The following is a 14833-nucleotide window of genomic DNA, read 5'->3' as shown; positions in this document are numbered from 1 at the left end:
TCTTGCCCGAACCTTGATCGTCGATGAAATGATACAACATTATTCTATGATATGTTGCAACATAAAATTTATCGAGCCTGCAACATTGCGGCTGCATCGCGACATATGGCGGCAAAGCGCGGGTGCGAGAGGGAGGCGATCCCGCTTTCAGGAGCCTTCATGCGTTTTCGCCATTGCCTTTCTGCTGTCTCACTCGCTGTCGCGCTGCTCGCTTCCGCGCCGCTTCTGGCGCAGCCGTCCGCCGACCCTGAAAACGGTCCCTGGGCGGCGGATGCCGATGGCGACGGCGGTATCACACGGGACGAGATGCGCGCCTATATGGAGCGCCGCTTCGGCCTGATGGATCAGGACGGCGACGGGCTGGTGCCGGTGCAGGTGATGCAGCGGATGCTGGGCCATGAGCGGCAGGCGCGCGTAACCGCGGAGGGTAGGGTCGGGAAAGAAGGCGGCGCTGGCAATGGGCGAGGTGGTCCGGGCGGTTCTGGCGGTGGCCCCGGTGGTGGTGGTGGCCCCGATGGTGCAGGCGGTCCGCCGCCCGGTGACCACCCCCGTGGCGGCGATCGCGCCGACGCTGCGCCCTCTCCGCCGCCGCCCGGCCGCGCCATGCCCTATCCCGAAGACAGCAATGACGATGGCCAGATCGACCGCGCCGAATTTCTTGCCCCCGCGCTCGCCATGTTCGCCGATCAGGACCGCAATGGCGACGGCGTGCTGACCGCCGAAGAACTGCCGCTGCCGCCGGGCGGTGAGGGGCGTCCCCAGAATTGAGTTTCCCAGCCAGGGATCGGCCGCCTCTCTCTCCTCTGCGCGGCTGGTTCCGCCGGGGCGTGTCGTTTGGCCCGACACGTCCCGGCAACTTTTTGGAGGAGAGGGCTGGTGCGGCCCTATCCCTGAAAAAGCATATCGACGCTGTGGATCGCGAGGCCGACCAGACCGCCGACCAGCGTGCCGTTGACGCGGATATATTGCAGGTCGCGCCCTACGGCATTTTCCAGCCGGCTGGTGACCGTGCCTGCATCCCACCCGCGCACCGTGTCGCTGACCAGCCGCACGATCGCGTCGCCATAGGTGGCGGTCGCGCCCACCGCGGCGCGGCGCACGAAGCGGTTAATGACCAGCCGCAGCCGCGCTTCCTGCTGCAACGTGCCGCCCAGTTGGCGTAGCGCTTCGCCTAGGCGCCCGGCCATCGCCTTGCCCGGATCGCGCACCGCGCGCAGCAACCCGGCGCGCGCCTGTTCCCACATCCCCTCGATCCACCGCTGCATCGCCGGATTATCGACGATCTCGTCGCGAATCTTGGCGACCTTGGCCTGCGTCTCCAGGTCGAATTGCAGGTCGAAGGCCAGCTTGGCCATGCCTTCCTCCGCCTTCAGGCGCAGGCTGTGGCCGGGATCAGCGGCCATGTCCGCCAGCATCTTGCGCAGGCCCGACAGGATGGCGTTGGCCAGATTTTCGTCCAGCCCGGTCCAGCGCAGCACCTTGCCCGCCCGTTCCTGCACCATCTGGCGGATCAGATGCTCGTTCGCCTCCAGCGTGCGGTCCGCCCAATGGATGATGCCGTCCATCACCGGAGCGTGGCGGCCGTCGCGCATCGCCGCCTCGATCGCCTGCCCCGCCAGCGGGCCGATATTGATCGCGCGCAGCCGCTGGCCGATCGCGCCCTTGACCATGCCGCCCAGCCGTTCCTGGTCCAGCGCCTCCAATATATCGGCGATCAGGCGCGATGCGCCTTCGCGCAGCCGTCCGTCGCCCTCGGACGGACTCGCCAGGAAGCGGCCGGCGGCGGCGGCGACATCCATGCCGCGCATCCGCCGCGCGACGACGGCGGGGGTCAGGAAATTGTCGCGCAGGAACAGCGCGAGCGTGTCGCCGATCCGGTCCTTGTTGCGCGGGATGATCGCGGTATGCGGGATGGGCAGGCCCATCGGGTGCCGGAACAGCGCGGTGACCGCGAACCAGTCGGCCAGCCCGCCGACCATCGCCGCCTCGGCAAAGGCCTGGACGAAGCCGATGGCGGGGTGGAGGTGGACGGTGGCGCGCGCGGTGATGAACACCACCGCCATCGCCACCAGCATCCCCGTCGCCACCAGCCGCATCCGCCGTGCGGGGTGCGGGGCGAATTCGCCTCTGGGCCGGGGGATGCGAAACAGCGTCATGGCCGTCCAACGGTTACGCCGCCGTTTCGTTCAGGCAAAGCCTTCTTTTGCCAGCCTCACTCGGCGGGGTGCGGATGGGCCGGCCTATCCTTGTCGTCGCCGGCCTTATAGGTCAGCAGACCCCGGCCCAGCCGCGGCCCGACCCAGCTTTCGATCCCGACCGCCAGGCTGAAAGTCGCCGGCACGATCACCAGCGTCAGCACCGTCGACAGCAGCAGGCCGCCGATCACGGTGATGCCCATGGGCGCGCGCCAGGCGCCATCGCCCGACAGCGCCAGCGCGGTCGGCACCATGCCCGCGACCATTGCGACCGTAGTCATGACGATCGGCTGGGCGCGCTTGTGCCCGGCATCCACGATCGCGTCGAACTTGGGCACGCCCTTCTCCATCTCCTCCAGCGCGAAGTCGATGACGAGGATCGAGTTTTTGGCGACGATGCCCAGCAACATCAGCAGGCCGATCAGCACCGGCATGGAAATGGGCTGCCCCGCGATATGTAGCGCCAGAGCGCCGCCCAACGGGGCGAGCAGCAGCGACCCCAAATTGACGAAGGGCGGCATGATCCGCTTATAGAGCAGCACCAGCACCGCCAGCACCAGCAGGATGCCGGATGCGACCGCGATCATGAAATTGGCCAGCATTTCCGCCTGGAACTTGCTGTTACCCGCCTCGATCTTCTGAAGACCCTGAATCTTCCCGTCATTGATCGCCTTCATCAGCGGCAGCGCGTCGATCTTTTTCGTCGCCTGGCTGGTGACGATGCCGGGCGCCAGGTCCGCGCCCACGACGATACGGCGAATCTGGTTGTACCGGCGGATCTGCGTCGGTCCCGCGCCGAAATGGATGTCGGCTACGACCTTGAGCGGCACCGATCCGCCGCTGACGGTTGGCACCGGCATGTTCTGGATCGTCGCGATATCCTTGCGGCTGTCCTCGGCGATCGACACGCGGATCGGGATCTGGCGGTCGGACAGCGAGAATTTGGCGCTGTTCTGGTCGATGTCGCCGATCGTCGCGATGCGGATCGACTGGCTGAGCGCGGCCGTGGTCACGCCCAGGCTGGCGGCCAGGTCCAGACGCGGGGTGATGATGATTTCGGGCCGCTGCATGTCGCCCTGCACGCGCGGCGCGCGCAGTTCGGGGATGCGCGCCATTTCCGCCACCAGCTGATTGGCCGTCTGCTCCAGCTTTTCCGGGTCATCGGAGCCGAACATCATGATGATGTCGCGGCCGAAACCGCCGCCCGATTGCGACTGGAAATTGACCCGCGCATCGGCGACGGTCTGGAATTGCGGCGCGATCTTGCGCTCCCAATCGACCGAACTGATCGGGCGCGTCTTTTTGAGGGTCAGGAAAATATCGGCCGTGGTCGGCTCGATATCGGCGAAAGCGGCCTCCACCACGTCGGTGTCGGCCGCCAGCATCTCGGCGACCTTGCGGGTGATGGCGGTTGTCTGCGCCAACGTGCTGCCCGGCACCGTTTCGATCTTCACCTGGCTGAAATCGGTGTTGGTGACCGGCTGGAACGTCATCGGCAGCGTCGCGAAGGCGATGATCGTGGCGACGAACGCCAATGCGCCGATGCCCACGGTCCACATGCGATGGTCCAGGAACAGGGCGGTGAAGCGCCGCCAGCCGCCCCGCGCGCGATGGGCGATCGCCCGGCGCTCGTCGAGCGACCAGCGCAGCACGCTCATATAGCGGTCCATCATCCAGCCTTCGCCATGGCTTTCCTCGCCATGGGCTTTGAGGAAATAAGCGGCGATCATCGGCGTGATGAGGCGGGCGACCGCCAGGCTCATCAGCACCGACACGACGACGGTCATGCCGAACTGGATGAAGAACTGGCCCGATATGCCGGGCATCAGGGCGACCGGCAGGAACACCGCGACGATCGCCATGGTGGTGGCCAGAACGGCCAGGCCGATCTCGTCCGCCGCATCGATCGACGCCTGATAAGCGGATTTGCCCATGCGCATATGGCGCACGATATTTTCGATCTCCACGATGGCGTCATCGACCAGCACGCCCGCGACAAGGCTGAGCGCCAGCAGCGAAATGCCGTTCAGCGTGAAGCCCATCATCTCCATGAACCAGAAGGTCGGGATCGCCGACAGCGGGATCGCCAGCGCCGAAATCATCGTCGCGCGCCAGTCGCGCAGGAACAGGAAGACGATGACGACCGCCAGCACCGCGCCTTCGATCATCGCTGCCATGGCCGAATGATATTGTTCCTTGGTATATTCGACGCTGGTGTAGAGCTGCTTGAACTGGACCTTGGGATTTTCGGCCTTCAGCTTGTCCAGCACCTTCATCGATTCGTCATAGACAGTGACGTCTGAAGAACCTTTCGCCTTTTCCAGGCTGAAGCTGGTGACCTGCCGGCCGTTCATCAGGGCCAGGCTGCGCTGTTCGGCATACATGTCGCGCACTTGCGCGATGTCGGCCAGCTTGACCGTGCGGGCGCCGCTGATCGCGATCTGGGTCGCGCCCAGATCGCGGGCGTTGCGGGCGTTGCCCAGCACGCGGATCGACTGTTCGGCGCCGGCGATTTCGGTGCGGCCGCCCGCCGCGTTCAGGTTGACCTGGTTGAGTTGCTGATTGACCTGCGCGGCGGTGATGCCGAAGGCTTGCAGCTTGGCGGGGTCCAGAATGACGCGGATTTCCCGGCTGACGCCGCCGCCGCGATTGACCGCGGCCATGCCGCTGATCGACAGCAGCCGCTTGGCGACCGTGTTATCGACATACCAGGATAGTTCCTCCAGCGTCATATCGGTGGCTTCGGCGCTGAAATAGGCGATCGGGCCGCCATCGATGTCGATGCGCTGGACCTGCGGTTCCAAAATGCCGTCGGGCAGATCGCTGCGAATCTGGTCGACGGCGTTCTTGACGTCGTTGACGGCGCGATCGACCGGCGTGCCGATCTGGAACTGGACGTTAGTCAGCGACCGGCCTTCGGATGCGAACGAGGTGATTTCGTCCACGCCGCTGATGCCGCGCACCGCCGCCTCGACCCGTTGGGTGACCTGCGTTTCCAACTCGGTCGGCGCGGCCCCCGGCTGCGACACGGTTACGCTGACCATGGGGAAGCTGACGTCGGGGTTGTTGTTGACGTCCATCCGCATGAAACTGACGATGCCCGCCAGCATCAGCGCGGCGAACAGCACGAGCGGCGTCACCGGGTTGCGGATGGCCCATGCGGAAATGTTGCGAAAATTCATGACGGGCTTCCTTCACCGGACGCGCTGGCGCGTCCGTCCAACCTGTGCCGGACGCAGCATCGCGTCCCATTCAACCTGCTCGCCGCGCCGGTGGCGCGCATCCTGCCATTTAGGGACGCGCGCGGCCGGTGTCGGCCGCGCCTGTCTCCTAACGGGTCTTCAACAATTCCGGTTTCACCTTCTGCCCCGGCGCCAGGAATGCGCCGGCGGAGGTGACGATGCTTTCCGCGCCGTCGATCCCGCTGGTCACGGCGACCCCGGCGTCGGACACCTGGCCCACGGTCACGGCGCGGCGCTCCACCTGATTCTTGGCGTTGACGACGTAGACATAGCTGCCTTTGGCGTCGCTCTGCACCGCCGATTCGGGCAGCAGGGGCGCGCTGCCCGATCCGCTGGTGATGGTCGCGGAAGCGAAGCCGCCCGGCCGAATCGCCGGATTATAGGGGATGGCGATGCGCGCGATGCCCTGGCGGGTCTGGGGATCGACCACCGGCGACACCTGCCAGATGCGGCCGGCGAACTGGTCGCTATGGCCGATCGGCGTCACCATGGCGCTGTTACCTGGACGCAGCGTCGCCAAGTCGCCCTCGGCCACCTGCGCCTGCAATTCCATCTCGCCATCCTTGGCCAGGCGAAACAGGACGGCGCCGCCCGCCTGAACGATCTGGCCCGGTTCGACCGCGCGGGTAAGGACCAGGCCGGACGCGGGCGCGCGAATGTCCAGCCGACCGGTGCGCGCGCGCTGTTCGGCAAGCTGCGCGGCGGCGACATTGACGCGCGCCGCCGCCGCGTCGCGGGTCGCGGTGCGCTGGTCGATGTCGGCGGCGCTGATGAAACCGCGACCGACCAGCGCCTTGGCGCGGTCGAGCTGGGCCTGGGCGAGCTTCGCGTCGGCGCGGGCCACCTCCACCTGCGCAGCGAGCGATCGGACCTGTTCGACCTGGACCGACCGTTCGATGATCGCCAGCGGCTGGCCGGCGCGCACCCAGTCGCCTGGCTGCACCAGCACCCGCGAAACCATGCCGCCTTCGCCGACGACGCCCACCGGCATGTCGATCCTCGCGGCCAGCGACCCGGTCGCCGTGACGGTGCGGGCGACGACCGACTGGCCGGGCCGAATGACGGTGACGACCGGCGCCTGCGCTGCCGGGGCGGCGGGAGCGGCCGCCGTGTCGCCGCGCATAGATATCCAGGCGGCTGCGGCGACGAGCAGCACGGCGACGCCGCCGCCGATCAGCAGCAGGCGTTTGCGCCGTCGGCGCGCCTCATCTTCGTCGATGACGACCATCGAGTCGCCCACCAGCTGCGTTTCGTAGTTCATGCCGCTCTCGTCTCTCCGGCGCATCGCCATTTCGGCAACTGTGTTATATGAATATAGCACCGCTCTCAACCCCCAATATCATGGTTCAAAGCGGAACGGCAAAGCGATATTGCGGGGCGGATGGAGGGTGGAGTGCGACGCGCCGTTCGTCTATGCTGAAGCACGCATATTGACTTGCCGAATCCGCCGGTCGTGGCGCAGCGGCGACGCCATGCTGGAGAGGAGCGCGCCATGGATTTGCTGGGGTGGATCGTCGTCGGCCTGTTGACCGGGGCCTTGGCCAAGCTGATCATGCCCGGTCGCGATCCGGGCGGCTGTATCGTCACCATATTGCTGGGCATAGCCGGCGCGTTGCTGGCCGGCTTCGTCGGGCGGCTGGCCGGTGTCTATGCGCCCGGCGAGCGCGCAGGCTTCATCGCCGCTATTTTGGGCGCAATCGCGGTGCTGGCGCTCTATCGCTTTTTCGCCGCGCGGCGTTGAAAAGGCGCAAAAAAAGGGCCGCGCCATGGCGCGGCCCTTTTGTATGTGCGGTATGTGCCGTTACCGCATCGACCCGCGACGAACCAGATTGACGATCGCCAGCAGGATGATCGCGCCGACCAGCGACACTAGGAAGCTGTACAGCGTCAGGCCGTCATTGATCGAGCCGCCGCTGAAGATCAGGCCGCCGATGAATGCGCCGACGATGCCGACCACGATGTTGAGCAGGATGCCCTGCTGCGCATCGGTCCGCATCACCATGCTGGCGAGCCAGCCAATGACGCCGCCGACGATAAGCCACAAGATAATGCCCATGTTACTCTCCTTGACCACGCCCCCAGCGGGTTGGGTGCTGTCTTAACGGAAGAGAAGGCGTCCCGTTCCACGGTGCAAAAAATGATTCCGGGCTAGAAACCATCTTGGCTTTGCGCCGTTTTGCGCGCCCCCGCGGCGGTCGCGGACGGGGGGCAAGTAAAAGGGCCGCCGGATCGGCATCCGGCGGCCCTTTTCGATCATGGGCTGGCGGCCTGGCGGCCGGTCAGTATTTCTGCTGCCGCTCGTAAAGCGACTTGTAATATTGGATGCGGGTCACGCGCAGGCCGTGCATCCCCGATCGGTCGACCGCGCGCTGCCAACTGGCGAATTCCTCCAGCGTCAGATTATAGCGCGCGCACGCCTCGTCCACGCTCAACAGGCCGCCATTCACCGCAGCGACCACTTCCGCCTTGCGCCGCACCACCCAGCGGGTGGTGTCGGCTGGCGGCAGGCTGTCGAGGGTAAGGGGTTCCCCGAGCGGGCCGACGACCTGAGCCGGCTTGATTTTCTGGTTCTCGATCATTCTAACCCTCAAAGTGCGGCACTGGCGTTACCGAATTCAACCGTGAAACCTTTATCTGCGTCAGCCCTGAAGAACGGCTAAAGCCCAACGGTAAACACAGCCTTCATCATTCATGCCCCCTGGCTAAACGGCTCGCGATCAACGGGTGGAAACTTCCCGCGAGACGCACGGCTTCGATCTTGCCGCCGGAACGTGGCGCGAAAATGCCCGCCAGTTCCTGGACCCAGTCGTCGCTTCCGCCCTGCCCCCGCAGGACGCCCGCCACCGCCTGCGCGGTCGGACTGGCCGCCTGCGCCGCCGCCGTAGCGGCCCGCAGGAATGGCCAGGCCGGCACGCGCGGCCGGCTGAAGGGTCTGGGGGAGCCAGGCTTCAGCCCGCCACCCCGAAGGAAACTCAGATCCATGGCCCCTGTGTAGGGGGTAATGAATAAGGGTCGGTAAACTCGGCGACGCTTTCGTGACTCGTCCGACCCGCGTTTCGCGTCGATCCGTCCCGATTATGGCCAAAGCGGCGCTACCTTTTGTTAACTTTTGCGCCGCGGCCGTCGCTGCATTATAGGGCCGCCCATGCAGCCTCAGTTTCAGCTCCCCCAATTCCAGCTTTCTGGCCCGCTCGCCCAGCGGCGCATCGTCGTCGCCATGTCGGGCGGCGTGGACAGCAGCGTCGTCGCCGCGCTCGCCGCGAAGACCGGCGCCGAAGTCATCGGCGTCACGCTCCAGCTTTACGATCATGGCGCGGCGGTGGGCCGCACCGGCAGTTGCTGCGCCGGGCAGGATATTCGCGACGCCCGCGCGGTCGCCGACCGCATCGGCATCGCCCACTATGTCTTTGATTATGAAACCGCCTTTCGCGATTCGGTGATTGCCGACTTTGCCGATGAATATATGGCCGGGCGCACGCCCATCCCCTGCGTGAAGTGCAATATGGGGGTGAAGTTCACCGACCTGTTCCAGATCGCCCGCGATCTGGGCGCCGACTGCCTCGCCACCGGCCATTATGTCCAGCGGGTCGAAGGCGCGCATGGTGCGGAACTGCACCGCGCCGCCGATCCCGCCCGCGACCAGAGCTATTTTCTCTTCGCCACGACTCAGGCGCAGCTCGACTATCTGCGTTTCCCGCTAGGCGGATTGCCCAAGCCGATGGTGCGCGAGATTGCCGCCGAATTGGGTCTTTCGGTGGCGCTCAAGCCCGACAGCCAGGACATCTGCTTCGTCCCCGACGGCGATTATGCCAAGATCGTGCGCAAGCTGCGCCCCGATGCGGACGAGGGCGGCGACATCGTTCATATCGACGGCCGGGTGCTGGGTCGGCACAAGGGGATGATCCATTTCACCGTCGGCCAGCGCAAAGGGCTGGACATCGGCGGCCAGCCCGACCCGCTCTATGTCGTGCGTCTGGATGCGGCGGCCAGGCGCGTGATCGTGGGGCCACGCGCGGCGCTGGCGGTATCGGGCGCGGTGCTGAGCGACATCAACTGGCTGGGCGGGGATTTCAGCGGGCCGTTGACCGCCAAGGTGCGATCGATGGCGAAGCCTGTGCCGGCGCGGCTGGACGGCGACCGGCTGCTGTTCGATGCGCCGGAATATGGCGTCGCGCCGGGGCAGGCGGCTGTGTTGTATGCGGGCGAGCGCGTGTTGGGTGGCGGCTGGATCGCCAGCACGCAGGCGGCGATGGCGGAAGCGGCGTGATGCAACAGGATTGGGATCAGCGTCAAAATTGGCTCGTCATTGGAACGGCCTATCGCGTCGCCAGTGATGCGCCGATCGACGATCTGACGAATGTTTTTGTAGAGATGCTCCCTCCAGCCCTTCTCCCTTGAGGGAGAGGGTTGCGCAGCCTTGGCGAGCGGAGCGAGCTTAGGCGAAGCTGGGTGAGGGGGCATCGCTCGATCGGCATGGGTTCGCTGCACCCGTGCCCCCTCATCCAACTCCGCCTAACTTCGCTTCGCTCTGTAAGGCTCCATATCCTTCTCCCCAAGGGAGAAGGTTTGTTGATATCCCCCAAACCTTGCCCTTTTACGCCCCCGCGCGTAAGGCCCGCGCGTCATGACTCGCCCGCTCACCTTCGCCATCCCCAAGGGCCGCATCCTCGATGAAGCGCTGCCCCTGCTCGCCAAAGCCGGTATCGAACCGGAGGCGGAGTTTCACGACAAGAAGAGCCGCGCGCTGCGCTTCGCCACCAACCGGCCCGACGTGTCGATCATCCGCGTGCGCGCGTTCGACGTCGCCACCTTCGTCGCCCATGGCGCGGCGCAGATCGGCATCGTCGGCTCCGACGTGGTCGAGGAGTTCAACTATTCCGAACTCTACGCGCCGGTCGACCTCGACATCGGCCATTGCCGCCTGTCGGTCGCCGAGCCGGTCGACGCTGCTGACGAGGATCAGGCTGCGATGAGCCATGTCCGCGTCGCGACCAAATATCCGCACCTCACCCGCCGCTATTATGAAGCGCGGGGATTGCAGGCGGAATGCGTGAAATTGAACGGCGCGATGGAACTGGCCCCCTCGCTCGGCCTGTCGCGCCGGATCGTCGATCTCGTGTCGTCGGGCGCGACGCTGAAAGCCAACGGCCTCATCGAAACCGACATCATCATGCAGATCAGCGCCCGCCTGATCGTCAACCGCGCCGCCTACAAGATGCGTTCTGCCGAACTCTCGCCATTGGTGGAGGCGTTCCGCGCCGCCGTGGGGGTGCAGGATGCCGCTTAGGCTCGATAGTCGAGACGCCGGTTTCGCCGCCGCCTTCACCGCCTTGGTCGATGACCGCCGCGAAGCGGACGAGGATGTGTCGCGCGACGTTACCGCGATCCTGAAGGCCGTGCGCGCCGGCGGCGACGCCGCGCTGGCCGATTATACCCAGCGTTTCGACCGCCATGACCTGGACGTCAGCGGCTGGGCGGTGACGACGGCGGAAACCCGCGCTGCGCTCGATGGCCTCTCTACGGAACTCCGCGACGCGCTGGAACTCGCCGCGGCGCGCATCACCACCTATCATGAAAAGCAGCGTCCGCAGGACAGCGATGGCGTGGACAGCGCGGGCGTCCGCCTCGGCGCGCGCTGGAGCGCGGTCGATGCCGCCGGCCTTTATGTGCCGGGCGGCCGCGCCGCCTATCCCAGCTCGCTGCTGATGAACGTCATTCCCGCCAAGGTCGCGGGCGTCCGCCGCATCGCCATGGTCACGCCCACTCCCAATGGAGAGATCAACCCGCTCGTCCTGGCCGCAGCCCAGATTGCGGGGATCGAGGAAATCTGGCGGGTCGGGGGCGCGCAGGCGGTCGCCGCGCTCGCCTATGGCACCGACCGGATCAGCCCGGTGGACGTCATCACCGGCCCCGGCAACGCCTGGGTCGCCGAAGCCAAGCGGCAACTTTATGGCGTGGTCGGCATCGACATGGTCGCCGGCCCGTCGGAAATCGTCGTCGTCGCCGATGGCAAGAACGACCCGGAATGGACCGCCGCAGACCTGCTTAGCCAGTCGGAACATGACCCGACCAGCCAGTCTATTCTGTTCACCGACGACGCGGCCTTCGCCGACGCGGTCGCGCAAGCTGTCGATCGTCAGATTCCGGCGCTCTCCACCAGCGCGGTCGCCCGCACCAGCTGGGACGCCAATGGCGCGATCATCCTGGTCCGCGACCTGGATGAAGCCATGCCGCTGATCGACCGTCTTGCGCCCGAACATCTCGAACTCGCGGTGGACGATCCCGACCGCTATTTCGCGCAGGTGCGCCATGCCGGCTCCGTGTTCCTCGGCCGCATGACGCCCGAAGCCGTGGGCGATTATGTCGCCGGGCCGAACCATGTGTTGCCCACCGGCCGTCGCGCCCGTTTCTCATCGGGCCTGTCGGTGCTCGATTTCATGAAGCGCACCAGCTTCCTCAGCCTCGACGCCGCGGCGATCGGCACGATCGGCCCCGCCGCCGTCGCGCTGGCGCGGGCGGAAGGCTTGCCCGCCCACGCTGCTTCGGTGGCGTTGCGCCTCAAAAAGACATAGGGACATATAATGAACGACCGCTCCAAATCCCGCTCCGCCGCGCGACTCGCCGCGGTCCAGGCGCTCTATCAGCTCGAAATGGAGGGTACGCCCGTCCATGTCCTGCTGCACGAATTCCACCAACATCGCCTGGGCGCCACGATCGAGGACGTCACATACGCCCCGGCGGAGGAGCCTTTCTTCGACGATGTCGTGACCGGCGTGGACAAGCGCCGCGACGAGATCGACGCGCTGATCGCCGCCCGCCTGTCGAGCGGCTGGAGCCTAGACCGGCTCGACAAGCCGATGCGCCAGATTCTGCGCGCGGGCACCTATGAACTGCTGGCCCGCGCCGATGTCGGCACCGGCACCGTCATCAGCGAATATGTCGATGTCGCCCACGCCTTCTACGACAAGCGCGAGTCCGGCTTCGTCAACGGCCTGCTCGACGGCGTGTCGAAGGATGTGCGGACGTAAATCCCATACCGAGCGGAGCGCGGGCATTTCGCGCCGCGCGATGATGGGCTTCGACTTCGCTCAGCCTGAACGGTAGGATGACCCATGTCCGCCGAATCCCGCTTCCTCACCCTGTTGCGCCTGCTGGCGAACGATCCCGCGGCGCAGGGGCTGGTCGACGATGTCGCTATCCTGCCGGTCGGCGACGCCCGCCTGATCCTGACCAGCGACACGATGGTCGAGGGCGTCCATTATCTGCCCACCGATCCGCCCGCCGACATCGGCTGGAAACTTGCTGCGGTAAACCTGTCCGATCTCGCCGCCAAGGGCGCGAAGCCGGTCGGTTGCCTGCTGAACTACGCCTTGTCCGGCAACGATGCGTGGGATGAGGCCTTCGTCGCGGGGCTGGGCGAGGCGCTCGACCGCCACGCCATGCCGCTGCTGGGCGGGGACACGGTCAAGATGCCCGCCGGATCGGCCCGCAGCTACAGCCTGACCGCGATCGGCGAGGCGACTGGCGCCGTCCCCACCCGCAACGGGGCGCAGCCGGGCGACCGGCTCTATCTCACCGGCCCGGTCGGCGACGCTGGCATTGGCCTCGCCCTCGCCAGCGCCGATCCGGCAGCGACCGGGCCGCTGGTGGAGGCCTATCGCCGCCCGCGCCCGCGCCTGGCGGAAGGCGCGCTGCTCGCGCCCCATGCGACCGCGATGATGGATGTGTCGGACGGCCTGCTGATCGACGCATCGCGCATGGGCCAAGCGAGCGGCGTCGCGATCACCATCGACCACATTCCGCTGTCCCCGGCGCTGGAGCGGGTGCGCGGCGCCAGCACCGCGGTCCAGATCGCCGCGGCGCGGGCGGGCGACGATTATGAACTGCTCTTCACCCTGCCGCGCGGGCTGACCCCGCCGATGCGGGCCATCCCGGTCGGCCATGTCGCGGAAGGATCGGGTCTGACGCTGATGATCGACGGCGCGGTCATCCCGTTGCCCGACTCGCTCGGCTGGGAACATGGCTAAGCCTTAACTGCCGCCCAGCACATTGATGGTGAAGGCCAATATGCCAAGGTTGAACAGGAAGGCCGCCAGGCACTGGAACAATACCGTCCGGCGCATCGCGGTCGCCGTCACCGACACGTCGGACGTCTGGAAGGTCATGCCCAGGGTGAAGGCGAAATAGAGGAAATCCCAATAGCCCGGTTCGTCCTCCTCCGGGAAATCCAGTCCGCCCCGATCTTTCCCGCTCTTGTCCGGCAGGTAGAAATTATGCGCATAATGCATCGCATAGACGAGGTTGGAAAAAAGCCAGGCGATCAGCAAAGTCGCCAGCAGCAGCGCGATCATCGCCCCGTTCGGCCCGCCGTGCTGGCTGATCGCCACCCCCACCGCGACCAGGATCACCAGGCTGACGATCGCGGTCAACAATAGCATCAGTTCGCGATTGGCGTCGTTGGACGCGGCATTTTTGCGCATCGTGGCGGGCGCCGCGCCGATCAGCGGCGCCACCGCGATCATGAAGGCGATGGCGGCGAGGTCGAAACCCGCCATCACCGCTTCATGCCACGGCATCCACAAGGCCAGCGGCGCGACCAGCGCCAGCAGCGCCAGGAACATGCCATAACGCCAGGGGAAGAGGGACGAGGACCGCATGGCCCGCATCAAAGGCGCAGCCGCGCCATCTGGCAAGCGCTTAAAGAACCGCCGCGATCAGCCCCAGCGCCTGCGCCTCATTCGCCTCCATATACCAGTTTTCCGGCGCCCGCTGGAGCAGTTGCTCCATGGTCACCTGCGATCCCAGGATCAGGTTGGCGAAGCCTTCATTCTGGATCGCGATCGACGATTCGATCTCGTTCAGCGTCGCCTTCAGGGTCGCGATGCAGGTGGAAAGCGGGCCGGCCAACTGGATATTCTTGGTGATGACCCGCTCGTGGATCATCAGCCGGGTGCCGCGCGTCAGATAACGATTTTCGGTCGCAAAGAAGCTCATGAAGGTCGCGCCGGCGGAATAGACCGCGGTGCGCCCCATGAACACCAGCCGCCGGTCGGGATAGAGTTCGGAATGAAAGCGGATATCCTCGCCCATCAGCCGGGCGATCTCCGGGTCGCCGCCCAGAGTGGACAGCTCCACCACGACCAGCCCCTGTTGCGGAGCGGTGGAGAGGCAATTCTTGAAATGCAGATACATGCCATGGTCGACCACGCCCGACAGCATGATCGCGGGAAATTCGAAATCCTTGGGGGAAAGCAGGGGGGCTGTCATTTGCATCTGTTCGTCCTTGAATCGATAAAGTCGCGCTGCACTACGCACGGGACAGCAAAAGGTGCCGCGCTTTTGACTGGCGCGGGGCGCGACAGGCTGTAAAGAACAGATCATGACCAAAGGGCGGGA

16 protein-coding genes are annotated in these 14833 nt (G+C 65.9%); 8 read left to right on the top strand and 8 right to left on the bottom strand.

Annotation, left to right across the window (positions count from 1 at the left end; translation table 11 throughout):
* Positions 1–159 precede the first annotated feature (159 nt).
* On the top strand, positions 160–768 hold the full coding sequence (locus sphantq_RS09340) for a hypothetical protein (RefSeq protein WP_272800146.1): 609 nt from the start codon (positions 160–162) through the stop codon (positions 766–768).
* 116 nt (positions 769–884) lie between these two features.
* Here the strand turns inward: sphantq_RS09340 and sphantq_RS09335 are convergent, their stop codons facing one another.
* The 3 genes from sphantq_RS09335 to sphantq_RS09325 form a co-directional block, all read right to left on the bottom strand.
* A complete protein-coding gene (locus sphantq_RS09335) occupies positions 885–2156 on the bottom strand; it encodes a DUF445 domain-containing protein (RefSeq protein WP_272800145.1) in 1272 nt (423 codons plus the stop codon).
* A 56-nt stretch (positions 2157–2212) separates the two neighbouring features.
* Positions 2213–5377, bottom strand: coding sequence for an efflux RND transporter permease subunit (locus sphantq_RS09330; protein WP_066606850.1), 3165 nt, complete (start codon positions 5375–5377; stop codon positions 2213–2215).
* Between the two features lie 148 nt (positions 5378–5525).
* Positions 5526–6698 (bottom strand): efflux RND transporter periplasmic adaptor subunit, encoded by a 1173-nt coding sequence (locus sphantq_RS09325; RefSeq protein WP_066606847.1) that lies wholly within the window; start codon positions 6696–6698, stop codon positions 5526–5528.
* Between the two features lie 231 nt (positions 6699–6929).
* On the opposite strand from sphantq_RS09325, the gene sphantq_RS09320 reads away from it, so the two are divergent.
* On the top strand, positions 6930–7178 hold the full coding sequence (locus sphantq_RS09320; protein ID WP_066606842.1) for a GlsB/YeaQ/YmgE family stress response membrane protein: 249 nt from the start codon (positions 6930–6932) through the stop codon (positions 7176–7178).
* Positions 7179–7238: 60 nt separating this feature from the next.
* Here sphantq_RS09320 and sphantq_RS09315 read toward each other — a convergent pair whose 3' ends face one another.
* The 3 genes from sphantq_RS09315 to sphantq_RS09305 form a co-directional block, all read right to left on the bottom strand.
* The gene (locus tag sphantq_RS09315; protein ID WP_066607499.1) at positions 7239–7493 is read right to left on the bottom strand and encodes a GlsB/YeaQ/YmgE family stress response membrane protein; all 255 of its coding nucleotides are present in this window, start codon (positions 7491–7493) and stop codon (positions 7239–7241) included.
* A 223-nt stretch (positions 7494–7716) separates the two neighbouring features.
* Positions 7717–8016 (bottom strand): CtrA inhibitor SciP, encoded by a 300-nt coding sequence (gene sciP / locus sphantq_RS09310; RefSeq protein WP_066606838.1) that lies wholly within the window; start codon positions 8014–8016, stop codon positions 7717–7719.
* 106 nt (positions 8017–8122) lie between these two features.
* A complete protein-coding gene (locus sphantq_RS09305) occupies positions 8123–8350 on the bottom strand; it encodes a hypothetical protein (RefSeq protein ID WP_244884437.1) in 228 nt (75 codons plus the stop codon).
* A 232-nt stretch (positions 8351–8582) separates the two neighbouring features.
* On the opposite strand from sphantq_RS09305, the gene mnmA reads away from it, so the two are divergent.
* From mnmA to thiL, 6 genes are all read left to right on the top strand, one after another.
* Entirely contained in the window at positions 8583–9704 is a 1122-nt protein-coding gene (gene mnmA / locus sphantq_RS09300) for a tRNA 2-thiouridine(34) synthase MnmA (protein ID WP_129925568.1), read from the top strand.
* The gene (locus tag sphantq_RS09295; RefSeq protein WP_272800144.1) at positions 9701–9835 is read left to right on the top strand and encodes a hypothetical protein; all 135 of its coding nucleotides are present in this window, start codon (positions 9701–9703) and stop codon (positions 9833–9835) included. Before mnmA ends, sphantq_RS09295 begins: the two co-directional genes overlap by 4 nt.
* 226 nt (positions 9836–10061) lie before the next feature.
* Positions 10062–10724 carry an ATP phosphoribosyltransferase gene (gene hisG, locus sphantq_RS09290; RefSeq protein ID WP_066606830.1) on the top strand — a complete coding sequence of 221 codons (663 nt, stop codon included), beginning with the start codon at positions 10062–10064 and terminating at the stop codon, positions 10722–10724.
* Positions 10714–12009, top strand: coding sequence for a histidinol dehydrogenase (gene hisD, locus sphantq_RS09285; protein ID WP_129925569.1), 1296 nt, complete (start codon positions 10714–10716; stop codon positions 12007–12009). Before hisG ends, hisD begins: the two co-directional genes overlap by 11 nt.
* 9 nt (positions 12010–12018) lie before the next feature.
* Complete coding sequence (gene nusB, locus sphantq_RS09280) at positions 12019–12465, top strand: transcription antitermination factor NusB (protein ID WP_066606826.1); 447 nt, start codon at positions 12019–12021, stop codon at positions 12463–12465.
* Positions 12466–12549: 84 nt separating this feature from the next.
* Positions 12550–13464, top strand: coding sequence for a thiamine-phosphate kinase (gene thiL, locus sphantq_RS09275; protein WP_272800143.1), 915 nt, complete (start codon positions 12550–12552; stop codon positions 13462–13464).
* 3 nt (positions 13465–13467) lie between these two features.
* Here thiL and sphantq_RS09270 read toward each other — a convergent pair whose 3' ends face one another.
* The gene (locus tag sphantq_RS09270; RefSeq protein WP_272800142.1) at positions 13468–14094 is read right to left on the bottom strand and encodes a DUF1345 domain-containing protein; all 627 of its coding nucleotides are present in this window, start codon (positions 14092–14094) and stop codon (positions 13468–13470) included.
* A gap of 40 nt (positions 14095–14134) precedes the next feature.
* Complete coding sequence (locus sphantq_RS09265) at positions 14135–14710, bottom strand: peptidase S14 (protein WP_066606814.1); 576 nt, start codon at positions 14708–14710, stop codon at positions 14135–14137.
* Between the last annotated feature and the right edge of the window lie 123 nt (positions 14711–14833).

The sequence above is a fragment of the Sphingobium sp. AntQ-1 genome (assembly GCF_028538045.1).
Taxonomy (GTDB): Bacteria; Pseudomonadota; Alphaproteobacteria; order Sphingomonadales; family Sphingomonadaceae; genus Sphingobium; species Sphingobium cupriresistens.
This window is presented reverse-complemented; position numbering and strand designations above follow the sequence as displayed.